Consider the following 17,565-nt stretch of genomic DNA (forward strand, 5'->3'; position numbering starts at 1 on the left):
AATATGAGGTATAGCTGTTTTTTTGCAAATTTGTTCGTACATTTGCACGCTCTAAATTTGGGGTAAGGTAGCTACATGGTTAACAGCAGGGAATACGATATCGCATTTGTGGGGTTAAAGCCTGGTATTCATGAGTATAACTACGAGATCACCGATAAGTTCTTTGAGGCATTTCAGCAGCAGGATTTTACCAACTGCCATGCTCAGATAAAATTGCTTTTGGATAAAAAGAGCAGTTTTATGATGTTGAAGTTTGAAATTGGCGGCGATTTGATGGTTGTTTGTGATCGTTGCAACAATGATTTGAAACTGAATTTGTGGGATGAGTTCAACATGACCATCAAGATGGTAGCCGAGCCGGAGTTGATGAACGACCAGGAAGAAGATCCTGATGTGTTTTATATCAGCCGGGGCGAAAGCCACATCAACGTGGAGAATTGGATTTATGAATTCATAAATTTAAGTATCCCCATGCATAAAACTTGCAACGAGCAAGGTGGCCAATGTAATGAAGATGCGCTGAAAATGCTTGACAAATTAGAGAATGAGGAAACTGAAAAGCCAGATACCAATCCGATTTGGAAAGGGCTTGAGCAGTTCAAAAAAAAGAAAGATTGATTTTTAGATAAATAGAATTTTTAACGAATTTAAATAAAGAGTTATGCCAAATCCTAAACGCCGGCACAGCCAGCAAAGAAGCGCAAAACGTAGAACACACTATAAAGCTACTGCACAAACTTTAACTACAGATGCCTCAACTGGTGAGACGCATGTACGCCACCGCGCGCACGTAAGCGAAGGAAAGTTGATTTACAAAGGCAAAGTAGTGGCTGAAAAAGCGCCTGCGAAAGCTTAAGATCGTCAGTTCTATATAATTTTTTGGAATTCCATGTACATACCAGCCGGTAACCGGTTGATGTATCTGGAATTTTTTTATTTTAGCGGCGCGTGAAACACGGTATGAATGCTTTATCTTGGGCTTATAATTAGACCAGGAAGTATTTAGAAACACCAATCGCTGACCAACCGTTCATGAATGAGAAAACGAATAAAAAGTAAGTAAATGAATATTGGGATAGACATGATGGGAGGTGATTTTGCTCCGCTTGAAGCTGTAAAGGGGTTGAAGCAGTTTTTGCAGGAACAAAATACTGATGGATTATCGGCGTTGTTGTTTGGCGATGAAGTTCAGCTTACCGCGTTACTTACAGCGCATGATGTTCCGCAGCATAAATACCAGATCGTTCCGACTTCGCAGGTGATTGATATGAACGAACATCCCACAAAGGCGTTGAAGGAGAAAAGTGATGCTTCTATTTCTGTGGGTTTTAAATACCTCGCGGCGGGGAAGATTGATGCCTTTATCAGCGCGGGCAACACCGGGGCGATGCTGGTCGGCACTATGTTCAGCATCAAAACCGTTGAAGGCGTTCTTCGGCCCACTATTTCCTCCGTGATCCCCAAACAAAGTGGTTCTACCGGTTTGCTGCTGGACGTGGGGTTGAATGCGGATTGCAAACCTGAACAACTCAATCAGTTTGCAGTGATGGGTTCGGTTTTCAGCCAATATATTTTAGGTATCGATCAACCCAAAGTAGGACTGATCAACGTAGGGGAGGAGGAAGGAAAAGGCAATATACTCGCGCAGGCGGCTTATCCGCTGTTAAAACAAAACGAAGCCATTCATTTTGTCGGAAATGTGGAAGGAAGGGATGTTTTCAATGACCAGGCCGATGTGATGGTTTGCGAAGGGTTCACAGGTAACGTGATTTTGAAACTTGCCGAATCGATTTATGATATTGCTCAAACCCAAAAAATAAACAATGGTTATCTCGACCGTTTCAATTTTGAGATTTATGGCGGCACGCCGATTCTGGGTGTTGAAAAACCCGTCATCATTGGTCATGGCATTTCTCATGCGGTCGCCTTCCGAAATATGATTGAGGTGGCGGTGAAAATGATTCATACGGATGTTTTAGGCAAGGTGAAAGACGCTGTTACGCGCATTTAAGACGGTAATCAGTCTTGTGAAATTCAAAATAAATTCTTTTGTTGTCGCCATTGTAGGCAGCATCGCTTTGGCATGGCTTTATCCTGAACCCGTTACCAGTTCGGGTAATTTTCCCATCAACACCGTCACAACGATTGGCATTTCGCTGATATTTTTCTTTTATGGATTGAAATTAAGCCCTGAAAAAATCAGAGCGGGCGTTAAAAACTGGAAGCTCCATGTAGTGATCCAATCCGCTACTTTTCTTTTGTTTCCGCTGCTGGTGATGGCTGTTTACCCTTTCGTGCCGCCCGGCCGCCACACATTATGGCTTGCGTTTTTGTTTTTGGCTGCCTTGCCGTCCACGGTTTCTTCTTCGGTCGTAATGGTGTCTGTCGCCAAAGGGAATATCGCTGCGGCTATTTTCAATGCCAGCATTTCCGGGCTGATAGGCATCGCGGTTACGCCGCTGTGGATCGGGCTTTTTCTTCAGAAGGCAAATGCGGATTTTTTGCTGGAGGCTATTTATTTCAACTTGCTTATCGAAATATTGCTGCCTGTTATCGCCGGTTTATTGCTTCAAAGATTTACCCGCCGGCTAATCGCAAAATTCGGAAAATATTTATCGCTGTTTGATAAGGCTGTGGTATTACTCATCATTTATAAAAGCTTCGCAACTTCCTTTGAAGAGCGGGTTTTTAGCTCGGTGAGCGGCCTTGATTTTCTTTTGATAATGCTCGCGGTGGTGGCTTTGTTTTATACGGTTTATGGAGTGATACGCGCAGGCGCGCGCTGGCTGGGTTTTGATCGGGAAGATACCATTGCTGCACTTTTTTGTGGTACTAAAAAGTCGCTCGTCCACGGAACCGTGTTTGCAAAAGTCTTATTCCCTGCATCAGCGGCACTGGGAATGGTTTTGCTGCCCGTCATGATTTTCCACGCTTTTCAGATTTTTGTAATCAGCGTGATCGCAGAACGATATGGTGCGGAAAAGGAGTAACAGCTAACTGCATAAAAAGCAGACCCTCAAAGTATGCTTTGGAACCCCTCAATAAAGAGTTCGGCAATTCCATAATGCAAGTGTTTTGGCTTTATCTTTCGTTGATTTAGTAGATTGCTTACAAGAAAAAATTCCTATTACCACAATACTTACTATTAGCATGTTTTTTCATTTTCTCAACGGTCGGTGGTAAGCTTGCGTACAACGTTTTGCGGCTTGGCGCAGTGGCGGATTTCGGAGCACAAAACTGTCAACCTACCACTAAAGCCCAATAGGAGCAATGCATTTGAATTTAAGCACTTCACCCCGCATGACGCCAAACGGCTGTTACCAGCTGGCGTTCTTGTCCACTGTGCCTGTAAACCATTGTCATTGTTGAGTTTAACGGTCTTTGTCGGGTTGGTTTGAGCGTCGGGTATTTTAATTTTTCTGAAGGGTAGGAAAAAATATTTTGAATTTTCTCTTGCTTTGGGGCAGGCATACTCTTTGGCAAGCTTTGGTCTGTGCGGTGGCCTGTGCGGCTTGCCAATGTGTATGACTGCTGTGCGTTGGCTATATGTTTTTGTTGTGCTGTCATTACGCTGCTTTCTGTTTGTATAAATGTTCTTGAAATTCTATAAACAGTCTGCTAATGTTTGCAACGTCTCCCAAAATTTCTTTTGCGTCTTCCAATGATTGATACTTGTTTGTCAGTAAGATTGGTAGTTTCTCCTGGTCGAGTTCGTCCACACCTGTTTCAATGTATTTGCTCAAAACAAACGTGATAAACTCCTTTTGTTTATCGTTGAGTAATGCAAAAATTGTCGCTTCGGCTGCTTTTGCTCTGGCATCTCTTGTCATTGCGATATAGTCGCCATTAAAAACGTATTCTAATACATCATACAAATCGCTTTTTCCATATCTACCAACTTTTGCAAAGTCAATAAATCGTCTTTCGGGAAACCTGCTGATTCCAAATTCTCCAACAAAACTTTTCGAGTAATTGGATTGCTCCAAAGTTTCCGCAATTCTTCTTCGTCCTTGAAAAGTTTAGGTAACTCGCCAAACAGATTATTCAAAAATTCTTCTGATGAAATCGGTTTACCGTCAGCACTCCAAAACGAAGTTGAAACCATATGTTGGATTTCTCTTTCCTTTCCGTTTTTCAGTTTGATTCTTACTTTCTTTTTGCACACACAAGGTCGCTGTTCGCATCTTTCACAAGGTTGTGGTGGTGTCTTTTCACAAACACAAGGTCTTTCTCCACAAACTGGACAAGGTCTTGGCGGAACGTATTCACATTCACAGGGATTTTGGCCGCACTTTTTGCAAGGTTCCTCTTCCAATGGCTCTCCGTCCCATTCGGGGTCTGAAAAGTGTTTGTAAGCATCTACAAAGTCGTAAATGGTGAAAAACTCTTTGCCGTCAAATAATCTTGTGCCACGTCCAACGATTTGTTTAAACTCAATCATTGAATTGACCGGGCGAAGCAATACAATATTCCGAATGTTCCTTGCATCAACTCCCGTAGATAGTTTTTGCGAAGTGGTCAGAATGGTTGGCAATGTTTTTTCGTTGTCCTGAAATTCTCTCAATAGCCTTTCTCCTTCTTCTCCGTCATTGGCGGTTACACGAACACAATAAAAAGGGTCTTTGCTTTTTGCATTTTGGTTTACTAAATCTCTTATCAATGCTGCGTGTGCTTGGTTGGCACAAAAGATTATTGCCTTCTCGTTTTGGCTGGCTTCATCTAAAAATATGTTTACCCGCTTGGCTTCTCGTTCTACAATTTCAATTGTTCGGTTAAAGTCTTTTTCTTCATAGAGTTTACCTTCTTCAATTTCGCCTTCCACAATGGTATCGTCCGAAGTATAGCGATAATCGTCTAAACTGGTTTTGATGCGTTTTACTTTGAAAGGCGTTAAGAAACCGTCATTGATACCTTCTTTCAGCGAATAGATGTAAACAGGTTCGCCAAAGTAGCGGTAAGTATCCACATTATCTTTTCGCTTGGGTGTGGCGGTTAAACCCAGTTGAACGGCTGGACTGAAATATTCTAAAATTCCCCGCCAGTTGCTTTCGTCATTTGCTCCGCCACGGTGGCACTCGTCTATGATGATGAAATCAAAATAATCGGCTGGATATTCACCAAAGTAGGGTGCAGGTTTTCCTTCTGCATCCGTGCCACTCATAAAGGTTTGAAAAATGGTAAAGAAAATGCTGCCGTTGGTCGGCACTTTTCCGCTTTTCTTTATCTCATTGGGCTTTATCCGCACCAAAGCATCTTCGGGAAATGCCGAAAATGAATTGTAGGCTTGGTCAGCTAATATGTTTCTGTCGGCTAAAAATAAAATTCTTGGTCTTCGGGCTACGACAGGCTCAGCCCCCGGTGATCGGTGAGCTTGTCGAACCGTCCAACGGGTTTGAAATAGTTTCCACGCAATTTGAAAAGCAATAGCCGTTTTTCCTGTTCCTGTAGCAAGGGTGAGTAAAATTCTGTCTTTGCTTTGTGCAATGGCTTCAACGGTTCTTTGAACGGCTATTTCCTGATAATATCTTAACTGCCAACTTCCGCTTTTGTCTTCAAACGGCACATGGGCAAACTGCTCAAGCCAATCGTTTTGCTCAGCAAAGGTTTTATTCCAAAGTTCTTCAGGGCTTAGAAAGTTTGTTACCAAACCTTCTTCGCCTGTTTTCATACAGATTTGGTAAATGGCTTTGCCGTTGGTGCTGTAAGTGGTTTCTAATTGAAGTTTTTGTGCATATTTTTTGGCTTGCATTACACCTTCGCCAACTTCCTGTTCATCACTTTTGGCTTCTACAACAGCCAATTTGATGCCTTTGTAAACCAACACATAATCGGCAATTTCTTTTTTGCCACGACCACCGCCTGTTTGTATTTTTCCTTGGGTAATGTTGTATTCACGAAGGACTTTAGAGCCTTCCACAACGCCCCAACCACAAGCCTTTAGCTTTGGGTCTATGAGTTCCGCTCTTGTTTCTGCTTCGTTCATATTGCTTGTTTTAGTTGCCCCGAAGGGGTATAATACATTAAGATAGGGCGAAGCCCTATCAAGTGGCAAAGCCACAAAATCATAAGCCCTGAAAGGGCGAAATATCTAATCCCAAACATACTTCTCGTCATAGTCTACATTATATTTTTTAAGAAAAGCACGGTATTCATCTTGAAATGTTTTCTTGCTATGGTGTTCGTGTTGATTAGCGATATAAGCAATTACTGTGTCTATTTCAGAAGGATTTACAGAAAAAGCTCCGTATCCATCCTGCCAGTAAAAATTTTCGTAGCCAGTTTCTTTTGACTTAATCCATTTGGATGAATGTGATTTCAGTTCTTCCATCAGCTTCATCAGCGCAATCTTTTTAGAAAGCATACAGAGTATATGAATATGGTCGGTGTAGCCGCCTACTTTTATTACTTGGCAATCAAGTTTGTTGCATATGCCACCGAGATAGGCGTGTAGTTCAGCCTCTACGGGTGGATGTATCAGCGGCTCACGGTGTTTCGTGCTAAATACGATATGGATATAATTTTTAACGAGTGACTGTCCCATATTTTTGTATTACACCCTTTCAGGGCTTTTCTTGTTTTCTTTTTTCGATGGGCTATACCCATCGTTAGCAGATACCGCCCCTTCGGGGCTTCGCAACTCTCCCGCAAACGCTTTTTGCAAGATTGATTTTTTCAACTCCTCCAAATCCGCAATTTTCTTTTGATACACCGCTTCCAGCTTCTGCGTTTCGGCCCGCAGGGCATCTAATTGGCGGACAATGGTTTGTTGTTCTTTGAGTGGAATAGAAGGTACTTGCGAATCTGTAATTGCACGAATTCCAACATTGCCTTGACCTACTGTTCCTGTTTCATTCGCAAAATATTGGTCTTTGAAAATGTTTGTCCAAGAGAAATAAAGAAAGAACTCAGGCAAAAATTCTTTACTAAAACGGATTGCAGCTATTCGCTGATTTAATAAATAGTTTTCCTTTTCAATTATTACCGTAAAGCCATAGTCGCGTTTGTTCTTTGTGCCTGTTTGGGTTATTATGACATCTTTTGGAATGAGAAGGGCTTTTGATAATGCTTTCTCATCAAGTTCATCTATAAAAACAGGGCTTTCGTTTTCTCTAATTATCCCTGGGCGAACATTGCCCATTCTGATAACTTGATACTTTCCCTCTTTTTTAAAGTCACCACTTTTGAATGAGTACCCACCAATTACTTTTGCAACTTCAGAAATATTCTTCCTTTCTCTCTCGTCGAAAAGTTTCTCAAACACCCCCTGCAAATAGCTTTCAAAAAGTTCTTTGGCGTTTTTGAGGTTTTGTTCGGCATTGGCTTTTGCCTTGTCTATGGCGACAAAGCACTTGTCTAAAATGGAAACAATACGTTGTTGTTCGGGGAGGGGGGGAATAGGGATTTCAACCCCTGAAAGTGATTTTGTTGAAAGCTCTTTAAAAGTTGCTCCGGTTCCTAAACTATCAAGTAGTTCAACATTCTTCTTCAAGAAATAAAACAAATACCAAGTATCAAGCTTTTTGCTTGGGATAATTCCACGACAACCTTGATTGGTGCTCATAGGAACTTCATTGATTGCCAAATGTCCAATTGGTGCTCTAGTTGAAAGTACTACTGAATTTATTGGAAACAATTTAGCTGATGATTTTTCTAGACCTAATCTTGTAATCTTTCTTGGTGTATCATCAACTGTTGGTTTTCGCAACTTCCCTAAATCCGCTGGAGTAATCCAATGAATATCACTGTCCCAGTATTCAGTAATATTAGTTTTTGGTGTTCCACCGTTCAGAATTTCTGAAACTTCCCCCAACTTCTTTATTTCCCAACCTTGCTTCATATCAGTTCCAAAATTGAGTTCAAGATTTCCGCACTTTCTTCGTCCAATACTTTCATTTCTTCCAAAATGATTTGTGGCTGGCGTAGCGTTACTTCTTCTCTTTTGTTCGGGTTCTTTACACTCAAATCAAACGTGCTTTGGTCAATGTCTGCCACATTCACCGTCCAAGAGTTTTCGCTATCGGCAAAGGTTTTTTGCAGTGCTACAAACTCTGCCAAGTCGTTTTCGTTGAGTGGGTTGGTCTTGCCCAAATTGCGGTCGAGGTTTAACTGGTAAAACCAAACCTTTTGTGTGGCTTTGCCTTTTTCAAAAAACAGCACTACAGTTTTTACGCCTGCACCGGTAAAAGTGCCACCCGGCAAATCCAATGCAGTATGCAGATTGCAATTTTCCAACAAGGTTTTGCGTATGGCAACCGTAGCATTGTCGGTATTACTCAAAAAAGTGTTTTTAATTACAATTCCTGCCTTTCCGCCTGCTTTCAATATTTTGATAAAGTGCTGCAAAAAAAGTGATGCGGTTTCGCCTGTTTTAATCGGGAAGTTTTGTTGCACTTCGGCACGCTCTTTTCCACCAAATGGTGGATTGGCAAGCACTACATCATAGCGGTCTTTTTCCTGTATGTCGGCAAGGTTTTCAGCAAGTGTGTTGGTATGTATAATGTTGGGAGCTTCCACACCGTGCAAAATCCTATTCATAATGCCAATGATATACGCCAACGATTTTTTCTCCTTGCCGTAAAAGGTGCGTTTTTGTAATGTCTCTGTTTCTTTGCTCGAAAGTGATTTGCTGTTTTTCAAATAGTCAAACGCTTCGCACAAGAAGCCCGCAGAACCCACAGCACCGTCATAAATTTTGTCGCCAATTTTTGGAGCAACCACTTTTACAATGGTGGTAATAAGTGGTCGGGGCGTGTAGTATTCACCACCGTTTCGCCCTGCGTTGCCCATATTTTTTATTTTGTCTTCATACAGGTGGCTCATTTCGTGCTTCTCTGCATGGGTGCGGAAACGCAACTGATCTATCAGGTTGATGACTTCCCGTAAGTTATAACCGCTTTGCAGGCGGTTTTTCAGTTCGCTGAAAATCTCTCCAATTTTATATTCAATGGTGTCGGCATCCTCAGCACTTAGCTTAAACTTTTTGAGATAAGGAAACAGTTTGTTGTTTACAAAGTCGGTGAGGTCGTCACCTGTCAGGGCGTTGTGGTGGTCAAGTTTTCCGTCTTTGCCTTTGGGCATTGCCCAAACTGTCCATTGGTAGTCTTTGTCAATGATAGGCGTGTAAGACTTGCCTGTAAGTTCGGCTGCTGTGGCTCGGTCTTTCTCCAAGTCGTCCAAATATTTGAGGAACAAAATCCAAGAGGTTTGCTCCACATAGTCCAATTCACTTCCGCAACCTGCGTCTTTGTGAAGTATGTCGTCTATATTTTTAAAAGTCTGCTCGAACATTATTTATCTCTGTTTTTATCAATTCGTAAAGTTATCATTCTTGTCGGTGCGTTGGCAAAAAATGGCTCTTTTGGTTTTGCTGAAGGGTCGGCTTGTGGGTAGGGCAAAACCAAATGTGCCATTTATGCGGTGGCAATTCAAAATATTTTGTGCGGTGGGGAAAAAATTAAAACACAGAAGGGTCGGCAATGAGTACCGGCTTACTCGCTGTCCGTTTGTTCTATCGTTTTTATGTCTGTGTTCACCTGTCAAAATGGTTTGTCTGTGTTAATTCGTTTAATTTTTAGTCGTCTGTTGATGTCGTGTTGTGTCGTCAATAGGCGTACTGCTAACGGTTTAGGCTATGAGTAGTGCGGGGTTTCGGAGCTGTGAACTTTCAGTTTGGCACGAACGGTAGCCAAAGCTACGCTTTGCGTTTTACCTTTCATTTTCCCCAAAACGTCAAAGCGTAGCTTTGGCGGAATAGAAAACTGAAACTTCGATTGGACACTTTCGCCCGCATTACTTATAGCCAGTGTTAGCGGCTGCCTTTTTCTTTTTCCAGTTTTCATAAGTGAGTTCATAAACAAAATTTTGCATAGGTTTTTCACCAAAATAGGTGACTTCTTGCTCTCCAACTTTTAAAGCTCCCAATTTGACTATTGCTTTTTGGGAGCGTATATTATTCGCTCCTATATGGAAATAAACTTTTGAAACATAATTGAAGATATAATCCAGCATTAATGTTTTTACCAAATTGTTTGTTCCTCTGCCCCAATACTCTGTTTTATAAAAAGTATATCCAATCTGTATACTGCTTTCTTGCTCAGAAAGGTCATAAAATCGAGTGCTACCAATAACAGAATCACTGCTTTTGTCAATTATTTTAAAAGCCCCTTTACTTTGTATAGCACCGACAAAAAAAGTTTTAAATACTTCTTTTTTCCACCGTTCCTTGTTAGGGTGTTGTTCCCATATTTTAGGGTTGGATGCAGCTAAGTATAAAGTATCGAAGTCCCTTTCATTTAATGGAGAAAGTAAAATATTCTCACTCTCCAATTTTGGCTGAATATTAATAGGAGCAATATTTTTTTTCATCATAATGTCTGTTTGTTCGTCTTCGCCAAGCTTGAAAATGTGTTTGTCAAACTCTACAAAACCGTTTTTTTTATAGAAATTTATTGCTCTTGGATTTTGTTCCCATACTCCTAACCAAACATAGTCAGCATTTTTTTGTTTCGCAATTTCGATTGCTTTGTCATAAAGAATTTGTCCAACTTTTTTTCCGTGAAACTCTTTAAGCACATAAATTCTCTCAATTTCAAGTGCTTTGTCGTCTTTAATTTCTGTTTGCGATTTTCCGAAGTTGAGCTTTAAATAACCGATAATTTTTTCGCCAATTTTTGCGAAGTAAAATTCTGCGTTTTCATCATTTAATTCAGCTGTTATTTTGTCAATTGAAAAACCGTTTTCTAAATAGTTTTTCATATTTTCTTCGGTGTTACTTTCAGAAAACGTCTCATAAAAGGTCTGTCTGCCAATTTCTTGCAATTGTAGAACTTTGTCTATCGCAACTTTTGATATTTCTACTGTTACCATTTTTAAACTTTCCATTCGTAGTTAAGCCACTCATTATTTTCTGTTGCACCCAATCTTTCGTAAAATTTTTGTCCTGCTTTGTTCCAAGGTGCAACTGTCCATTTTATTTGATGGCAATTGTTTTGTTCAGCTTCAATTTTTAGAGCATTCATTAGCTGTTCGCCAATTTTCTGTCCACGATAATTTTCGTCCACATAAAGCTCTTTCATATAAATTGCTGGTCTGTTTTGAGCTGTGTAAGGCAAAAAATAATAAACCAACATTCCTACAATTTTGTCATTGTCGTCCGCTACAATACAATGAAAGTCGGGTGGATTTTTGCGAAAACCACTTTCCTTTACAATTTCTGGCGTAATAGCAAAACTGTCAATGTATTTTTCAAAAACAGCTAATTGTTCCATTAAAGTCCAAATTTTTTTGCTGTCTTTTTCTTCTGCTTTTCTTATAATTATGTCCATCTTTCTTGTCTTGACGGTTGGTCTGTTAAGGTTGCCGCTAACTCCCAAATATCCGAAATTATACGGCGTTTGGGATTTTTTACTAAAAATACATAATTATTTAGTTACCAGGGAAATACAAAAGCGATAGCCGAAAATAGTCGTTTATAATCGTTTATTGTCGTAAGTAAACCTTTAAAATACGGCTAAGCGGCGCGGCGGAGTGCATTTTTGTGTTGTCATTCTTTGCGGGATGGCTGAAATAAAAAATCTAACCGTTGTTTCGGCAACACAAAACTTACCACTATGTATGCATTGAGAAACAAAGTCCAGTTAATTGGCAATTTAGGCGCTGCGCCAGAAGTAAGAACATTGGAAAGCGGGAAAAAAATGGCCCGGTTTACCATCGCTACGAGCGAAGTGTATAAAAATGCCACGGGAGAGCGAATTAAAGAAACACAATGGCACCAGGTGGTGGCCTGGGGCCAGATTGCTGATATCGCGGCCCGCTATCTCGAAAAAGGCAGGGAAGTGGCGATCGAAGGCAAATTGGTGCATCGGGATTTTACCGATGCCAAGGGCGTCAAAAAGTATATTACCGAAGTGCAGGCAACAGAATTATTATTGCTGGGAACCAAAGCCTCGGTTTGACGAGGACACCATTCGGTAAACAAAAAAGAGGCGTCCAACCCGGACGCCTCTTTACTTATTTTTTATTTTTTAATTACTGAATTGAATCAGGGATGACAATGCCCGCACTGTCGGCAGCTTTTTGCAGCGCCTGCGGCAACAACTCCTGCGAAGGGTTTTTAGCGGCCTTCTTCAATGGATCGTATTGCTGTTCTACCTGGTTCAATACCTCATCCATAATATCATTCAGGATCACTTCAGTGTGCTCAAGCCCTGCATAGAACTGAGGTTTTTCCGCTTTTAAATATTGATAATAACTGCGCTGGCTGTTGATATCGTTTCTCACGTCTTTAGCAATTTTCCTGGCCTGATCCAGTTTGCCTGCTTTGTAATAGGCCTCGGTAAGCAGGATGCCAGATTGATTATGCTGACTGTAGCGGCTGGCCATTCCATAAGGAAGGTTTTCGGGTTTTAATCCTTCGGCTTCCCGGTTTAAAAGCTTCACGGCTTCATCAACCTTACCGGCATCAGCAAGATTTCCCGCAGCTTCAGCAAAAAGCGAACGGATATTGAGCAGGTACTGGCGGTTGACTTCATCAAAATAAACACCCTTCCTGTTAGCGCCGCCAAATTCAAATTTTTTCAGGTTCTCTGAAATGGCCTCGAGATTATTAGCCCTAACCGAGGAGCCGCCTGCCCTTAAACTTCTAAGCGCTTGATCCGTCACCCAGTTTTGTTGCGGCGTTGCAGCAATAACGGGTACAAGCCGGTAGGTCAGCCCGTCTTTGCGCAAATGATGGCCGAAGCCCAACTCGCCATAGGGCGCCGTAAAGTAAATCGGGCGCTGCCATTTATTAGTAGCGATGATATTCAACATGATCAGGTCGTTGCGCATCAGCGCACCGGAAGGCACTTCAAAGGTTAACTGGCTCACCACACTGTCTTGTGTATTGGCGTCGCCATTTTTTCTCGCAAGCTGCTTGTCCACAGGAACGAAAAATTTACGGAAGGGCATTGTGTTGGGCCCGACATCGTTACCATCTTCATCGGTCACTTTTTGTCCCAGATAATCTTTCATAATATCAAACAAGGGATAATAAGCGTTCGGGTCGAGATTTTGCCCGGGCTGCGCCTGGCCAATGCGGATGTACTCCCTGTTGTGGCCTTCGATCTGTTCCGGTGTCCAGATTACATCAACACCGGGTGCGTCGTTGATCTTATATCTCAATTGATTGATATACCAATCTATGCCCAGCAGGCTGGTATTAATAATGCGGATATCTTTTCTGATGCCTTCAACTTCCTGCGCATACCAAAGCGGATAGGTGTCGTTGTCGCCAAAAGTAAACAGTATCGCATTGGGGGCACAACTTTCTAAATAGTCTTTTGCCAGATCGGGTGCTATTGTTTTTTTGCTACGATCATGGTCGTCCCATTCCTGCTGCGCCATTAAGGCCGGAACGAGCAAGCAGATTGCCGTAGTCGCAATTCCGGCTGCCCTGAAATTAGCGCCATTTCCAGACAAAGCTTTGATGATAAACGTTAATGCAGCCACTACGATTGCAAAAAACAGGGCCGAAGCCAGGCCCGCCATCAACGCGCCGCTGCCGGAACCTGAGAGGCTGCTGATCACAATGACGAGGAAGGTAAAAGTGGCGCCATAAATCAATACTTTTTTGAGCTGGTCCTTATCCGTTTTTTCAAGTGCGAGTTTTACAAGCGCCAGCACTGATAGCCCGATCCAAATCGCAAATACATAGCAGGCGCCCACAAACACATAGTCACGTTCGCGCGGCATGTTGCCCGGCGCATTCAGATAGATGACGATCGCTTCTCCCATGAAAAAGAAGAGGATCAACGTAACAATAAAATCGTTCCGGTTTCTGAGCATTTGAAACACAAATCCCAATATGCCGAGGATGATCGGAAGTAAAAACAGTTTATTATTTGCTTTGTTTTCTTTCAGGCTTTCCGGCATTTTGCTTTGATCGCCCAAACGCGGCGAATCGATAAAGCTGATGCCTGAAATCCAGTTGCCATCACGCTTGTTGCCAAAACCCTGCAAATCATTTTGCCGGCCGGCAAAATTCCACATAAAATAACGCATGAAAAGAAAATCAGTTTGGTAGCTCATAAACCAACTGATATTGTCGGCATAACTCGGCGCTTCGTAAGACAACACCTGGCCGGTATTAGGATCCCTGTTTTCTTCAAGATCTAACCAGTCTGCATAAAACTGCGCGTGATTCTGATCGTTGCTTCGATCCCAAACCCGCGGAAAGAGCTGCATGTCGCTGCTTTGATAAAGAGGCTCGCGATCGCGGCCGGTAGCGATATAATGATCTTTTCCTTTCACATATTTCATTTCGCCCATCTTCATATCGATCATACCGTCTCCATCGTCATCTTTATATTCGGCCGCAAAATGAGGCCCGTAGATCAGCGGGGCGCTACCGTACTGCTCGCGTCCCAAATAATAAACGAGGTTGATCGGATTGTCCACGTTGTTCATGTCAATGCCGGGGTTGGCATTACTACGGATCATGGAAGTGAAATACATGAAATAACCCAACATCATAAAGGCATAGCACCAAAGAGAAAGTTTTAGCACTTTTAATGCCGATGTTTTGATAAAATAGCCCAGCGCAGCGCCAATGATTAATAATAAAATGATTTTAAAAGCAGCCGCTGATCCTGAAAAAGCAAAAGGTAAAAAGGCCAGGGCGAAGAAAAGCGCTGTCCACAGAATAATTTTGGTTTTCGAAACATTGGGTTTAAACATCAGCGCCCAACCGATCAGCAATGCAATAAAAATAAAATAAGCGGCGAAGCCGGAGAAGAACGGCATGCCCAGGCTGTTGACGAAGAATACGTCGAACAGGCCGGCAGCTTTCATGCTGTATTGAATGACCGCCACCTGAACAATGCCGGTAATAACACAACCGATGATGAAAGCAGCAATGGCGCCTTTGGTGGTGGGCTTATACCGGCGGTAATAATAAATCATCACGATGGCGGGAATTGTAAGCAGGTTCAACAAGTGAACGCCAATGGACAACCCCATCATGAAAAACAAAAATATAATCCAACGGTCGCTTCTTACACGCGCTACTTCATCGGCGCCGGCATGCTCATCAGCATGTTCCCATTTCAGAATAATCCAAAATACAAAAGCCGTAAAGAAAGAAGATAAGGCATACACTTCGCCTTCAACCGCGCTATACCAGAACGAATCAGTAAAAGTGTAAGCCAGCGCGCCAACCACGCCGCCGCCCATTACCGTAATGAGTTGCGGGTTGCTCAGCGTTTCGCCCACTTTGATAAACATTTTGCGCGCAAAATGCGTAATCGTCCAGAACAGGAACAGGATGGTTCCTGCACTCGCCATGGCGCTCATGAAGTTAACAGCCGATGCTGCAGTTTGCGGATTATCGCCAAATAAAATAATAAAAAATCGTCCCAATAAAGTAAACAGCGGCGCGCCGGGAGGGTGGGGCATACCTAATTTAAAAGCGCAGGCGACAAATTCTCCGCAGTCCCACAAAGACCCGCGGGCTTCTTTGGTAAGGGTGTACGTAATAGCTGCTATCGCAAAAACCAGCCAGCCGGTAATGTTGTTTACTTTTTTAAAGTTCATTGTAACATATTTAAAACGCTCACAAAAATAGGGATAAAGAGGTCATATATACTGATAAAGCGAGGATTAGGATAAATTTACAATTGTACTGATATTTTGGTCGTTTGCACAACACTAATAACGGGATCGGCGTCAAATAATGCTATGGACAGGATGTAGGGATACGCAAGCGTCGCATTGATATGAAAGGTGAACAAAAATGCGCAAAAAATCAAATGAACCTAGGTATGCAGGCTATCTTTTAATAGCCGTCGGATTGCGGTAGGGATTATTGTACCAGGTAGCGTCAATTTCCTGAACAAAGTTTTCTATTTGCTGATCAAAACTTTCTTTAATATTATAATCCTGCTTCAGGCTTCCACCATAAAAAAATGCCACGGTCTGGTAAAGGCGCGCACTGAGGCCGCCCTTATATTCTTTTAAAATATCATAGCAGTTGTTGCCGGTTTGGCGGTTGATCAATTTCATCAAAACTTTTCCCTGATAAACAGAAAGGTTGGTAAGCGGGTCGGCAAACTGCTTTTTTAGTTCTTTTTCCTTAGCCTTGATGATTGCTTTTTTATCTCTTTTTTTATCGGTCGATGCTATTTCGCGGTTGATCTGGTTGATGGTATGGCCCGCCAGGCGAGCGTAGGGGTAACATACATAGACAGCGTTTCTTAAACGGTTGTAAGCGCGCTTTACTTCTTCCAGCTTTGCCGGCGGCAGCTTGGAAACCCATATATTTTCCTCTTCGGTATAAGGAAGCATTTTAAACGATTGGTAATCTGACCCATACCAGATCGCGCCAACTTTCAAATGATCGTTGGGCCCCCAGTCTTTCATAATTTCTTCCATGCTGGGGCGCGGCGGGACACGCGCTGTGTCGAGCGTTTGCGCATCAACAGCGCTGCCTGTTATAAAAAGTAGTATAGCCGCCAGATATGTAAAACAATAATTCAAAAGAATAACACAAAGTTAGGAAGGGAATCAGGATAGTTTGTTAAATTTTTGATAGGGTTTCAGCCCTCCCTCAGAACTATTCCAAAACTAACCCACCAGCAGCCAGGCTACAATAGCCGCGCCGGCCGTATTTAAAAAGTTTACGGCATCGTTGCTAAGATAGCCGCGGTTTTCAAAAGCGGCCCCCAATACCGAATCTAAAAGATTTCCCAGGGTTCCCGCAATTATGATAATAAAACTGTCGGGAGCCGAAGGTTCAAAACAATAATAAATGACTGCGATAGCCATGCTTCCCAAAATGCCAAAACCTGTGCCTTCCGCACTGACAACGCCGTTGGCGCCCCGTTGTACTTTTTTAAAAGACAATACATGATAGAAGCGCCGCCCATAAATGTTGCCCATCTCTGAAGAAACCGTGTCAGCAGTTGCAGACGCAAAGCAGGCGGCGATTAAAACCAATGCCTGCTCTTTTATAAATGGAAAGAAACAGGCTGCTACACTTATTATCGCGGCCACAGCGCCGTTGGCAAAAACTTGTCCGGCTTTACGTTTCCCTTTGTCGCGTTCCGCCAAACCCGCTGCTTGTTTTTCTTTAAGCCTGAAAGAAGTGACCCCAATGCCAATGCCGAAAAATGCAGCCATGCAGGCAACACGGCCCCATCCGGCCGCGCTATAAATGAGGATGCAGATCAATCCACCCAGTAGCGCGGCGCTCCAGGTCAGTTTCCGGAAAAATACGCTGAGCAAAATGCCGGCAGCCACTATGACCATCAATAGCCAGTCTTCATGAAACATATGGGCTGCAAGATAGGCTACCGGCCTGCATTTCAGACTACCAGGCGTTAGTTTTTATTTTCTTTTCAGGAGGAAAAATATATTTGCTATTTTAAATTTATCTTTTACATTTGCAAAGCAATGAAAGCAAATATTTTTTTTACCGGTTTCTATTTTAGCTTCTTTTTTAAAATGAAGCCGGGAATGCTTTAGTTGAAACAAAACAGAATCAAAACAATCAACGATAAAAAGAATCCCGGCGAAAATAGCCGGGATTTT

Annotated in this window: 15 protein-coding genes; 5 read left to right on the plus strand and 10 right to left on the minus strand. The window is 42.4% G+C overall.

All coding sequences use genetic code 11. The features are described 5' to 3' along the window. Nucleotides 1-75: 75 nt before the first annotated feature. The 4 genes from ABDK00_RS06955 to ABDK00_RS06970 all read left to right on the plus strand — a co-directional run bounded on the left by ABDK00_RS06955 (nucleotide 76) and on the right by ABDK00_RS06970 (nucleotide 2,990). Nucleotides 76-618 carry a DUF177 domain-containing protein gene (locus ABDK00_RS06955; protein WP_346239436.1) on the plus strand — a complete coding sequence of 181 codons (543 nt, stop codon included), beginning with the start codon at nucleotides 76-78 and terminating at the stop codon, nucleotides 616-618. Nucleotides 619-661: 43 nt separating this feature from the next. Continuing rightward, the gene (rpmF, locus tag ABDK00_RS06960; protein ID WP_346239437.1) at nucleotides 662-856 is read left to right on the plus strand and encodes a 50S ribosomal protein L32; all 195 of its coding nucleotides are present in this window, start codon (nucleotides 662-664) and stop codon (nucleotides 854-856) included. A gap of 207 nt (nucleotides 857-1,063) precedes the next feature. Next, nucleotides 1,064-2,011, plus strand: a complete 948-nt coding sequence (gene plsX, locus ABDK00_RS06965) for a phosphate acyltransferase PlsX (protein WP_346239438.1) — start codon at nucleotides 1,064-1,066, stop codon at nucleotides 2,009-2,011. 16 nt (nucleotides 2,012-2,027) lie between these two features. After that, nucleotides 2,028-2,990, plus strand: a complete 963-nt coding sequence (locus ABDK00_RS06970; protein WP_346239439.1) for a bile acid:sodium symporter family protein — start codon at nucleotides 2,028-2,030, stop codon at nucleotides 2,988-2,990. Nucleotides 2,991-3,566: 576 nt separating this feature from the next. Here the strand turns inward: ABDK00_RS06970 and ABDK00_RS06975 are convergent. The 7 genes from ABDK00_RS06975 to ABDK00_RS07005 form a co-directional block, all read right to left on the minus strand. Next, complete coding sequence (locus ABDK00_RS06975) at nucleotides 3,567-3,875, minus strand: type I restriction-modification enzyme R subunit C-terminal domain-containing protein (RefSeq protein ID WP_346239440.1); 309 nt, start codon at nucleotides 3,873-3,875, stop codon at nucleotides 3,567-3,569. Further along, the gene (hsdR, locus tag ABDK00_RS06980) at nucleotides 3,860-5,983 is read right to left on the minus strand and encodes an EcoAI/FtnUII family type I restriction enzme subunit R (RefSeq protein ID WP_346239441.1); all 2,124 of its coding nucleotides are present in this window, start codon (nucleotides 5,981-5,983) and stop codon (nucleotides 3,860-3,862) included. Before hsdR ends, ABDK00_RS06975 begins: the two co-directional genes overlap by 16 nt. A gap of 105 nt (nucleotides 5,984-6,088) precedes the next feature. Next, complete coding sequence (gene tnpA / locus ABDK00_RS06985; protein ID WP_346239442.1) at nucleotides 6,089-6,541, minus strand: IS200/IS605 family transposase; 453 nt, start codon at nucleotides 6,539-6,541, stop codon at nucleotides 6,089-6,091. A gap of 9 nt (nucleotides 6,542-6,550) precedes the next feature. Continuing rightward, nucleotides 6,551-7,837: a restriction endonuclease subunit S gene (locus tag ABDK00_RS06990; protein ID WP_346239443.1), complete on the minus strand. Its 1,287-nt coding sequence runs from the start codon at nucleotides 7,835-7,837 to the stop codon at nucleotides 6,551-6,553. Further along, a complete protein-coding gene (locus tag ABDK00_RS06995; protein WP_346239444.1) occupies nucleotides 7,834-9,288 on the minus strand; it encodes an N-6 DNA methylase in 1,455 nt (484 codons plus the stop codon). The genes ABDK00_RS06990 and ABDK00_RS06995 overlap by 4 nt, the downstream gene beginning before the upstream one ends. A 501-nt stretch (nucleotides 9,289-9,789) precedes the next feature. Beyond that, complete coding sequence (locus ABDK00_RS07000; RefSeq protein WP_346239445.1) at nucleotides 9,790-10,866, minus strand: GNAT family N-acetyltransferase; 1,077 nt, start codon at nucleotides 10,864-10,866, stop codon at nucleotides 9,790-9,792. 2 nt (nucleotides 10,867-10,868) lie between these two features. Continuing rightward, a complete protein-coding gene (locus ABDK00_RS07005; RefSeq protein ID WP_346239446.1) occupies nucleotides 10,869-11,324 on the minus strand; it encodes a GNAT family N-acetyltransferase in 456 nt (151 codons plus the stop codon). 285 nt (nucleotides 11,325-11,609) lie between these two features. On the opposite strand from ABDK00_RS07005, the gene ABDK00_RS07010 reads away from it, so the two are divergent. Then, nucleotides 11,610-11,954, plus strand: coding sequence for a single-stranded DNA-binding protein (locus ABDK00_RS07010; RefSeq protein ID WP_346239447.1), 345 nt, complete (start codon nucleotides 11,610-11,612; stop codon nucleotides 11,952-11,954). A 73-nt stretch (nucleotides 11,955-12,027) separates the two neighbouring features. On the opposite strand, the gene ABDK00_RS07015 is transcribed toward ABDK00_RS07010, so the two are convergent. The 3 genes from ABDK00_RS07015 to ABDK00_RS07025 all read right to left on the minus strand — a co-directional run bounded on the left by ABDK00_RS07015 (nucleotide 12,028) and on the right by ABDK00_RS07025 (nucleotide 17,307). Further along, nucleotides 12,028-15,570: a DUF2723 domain-containing protein gene (locus tag ABDK00_RS07015; RefSeq protein ID WP_346239448.1), complete on the minus strand. Its 3,543-nt coding sequence runs from the start codon at nucleotides 15,568-15,570 to the stop codon at nucleotides 12,028-12,030. A gap of 234 nt (nucleotides 15,571-15,804) precedes the next feature. Continuing rightward, a complete protein-coding gene (locus ABDK00_RS07020) occupies nucleotides 15,805-16,512 on the minus strand; it encodes a DUF4294 domain-containing protein (protein ID WP_346239449.1) in 708 nt (235 codons plus the stop codon). Nucleotides 16,513-16,599: 87 nt separating this feature from the next. Beyond that, the gene (locus ABDK00_RS07025) at nucleotides 16,600-17,307 is read right to left on the minus strand and encodes a DUF92 domain-containing protein (RefSeq protein ID WP_346239450.1); all 708 of its coding nucleotides are present in this window, start codon (nucleotides 17,305-17,307) and stop codon (nucleotides 16,600-16,602) included. Between the last annotated feature and the right edge of the window lie 258 nt (nucleotides 17,308-17,565).

The organism is Niabella insulisoli (assembly GCF_039652435.2).
GTDB lineage: Bacteria > Bacteroidota > Bacteroidia > Chitinophagales > Chitinophagaceae > Niabella > Niabella insulamsoli.

Excerpts from the sequence above, each read along its gene's own strand:
- ABDK00_RS07000 (WP_346239445.1), bottom strand. The coding sequence starts at position 10,866 with ATGGTAACAGTAGAAATATCAAAAGTTGCGATAGACAAAGTTCTACAA.
- ABDK00_RS07025 (WP_346239450.1), bottom strand. The coding sequence starts at position 17,307 with ATGTTTCATGAAGACTGGCTATTGATGGTCATAGTGGCTGCCGGCATT.
- ABDK00_RS06995 (WP_346239444.1), bottom strand. The coding sequence starts at position 9,288 with ATGTTCGAGCAGACTTTTAAAAATATAGACGACATACTTCACAAAGAC.
- rpmF (WP_346239437.1), top strand. The coding sequence starts at position 662 with ATGCCAAATCCTAAACGCCGGCACAGCCAGCAAAGAAGCGCAAAACGT.
- plsX (WP_346239438.1), top strand. The coding sequence starts at position 1,064 with ATGAATATTGGGATAGACATGATGGGAGGTGATTTTGCTCCGCTTGAA.
- tnpA (WP_346239442.1), bottom strand. The coding sequence starts at position 6,541 with ATGGGACAGTCACTCGTTAAAAATTATATCCATATCGTATTTAGCACG.
- ABDK00_RS07010 (WP_346239447.1), top strand. The coding sequence starts at position 11,610 with ATGTATGCATTGAGAAACAAAGTCCAGTTAATTGGCAATTTAGGCGCT.
- ABDK00_RS07005 (WP_346239446.1), bottom strand. The coding sequence starts at position 11,324 with ATGGACATAATTATAAGAAAAGCAGAAGAAAAAGACAGCAAAAAAATT.
- ABDK00_RS07015 (WP_346239448.1), bottom strand. The coding sequence starts at position 15,570 with ATGAACTTTAAAAAAGTAAACAACATTACCGGCTGGCTGGTTTTTGCG.
- hsdR (WP_346239441.1), bottom strand. The coding sequence starts at position 5,983 with ATGAACGAAGCAGAAACAAGAGCGGAACTCATAGACCCAAAGCTAAAG.
- ABDK00_RS06955 (WP_346239436.1), top strand. The coding sequence starts at position 76 with ATGGTTAACAGCAGGGAATACGATATCGCATTTGTGGGGTTAAAGCCT.
- ABDK00_RS06990 (WP_346239443.1), bottom strand. The coding sequence starts at position 7,837 with ATGAAGCAAGGTTGGGAAATAAAGAAGTTGGGGGAAGTTTCAGAAATT.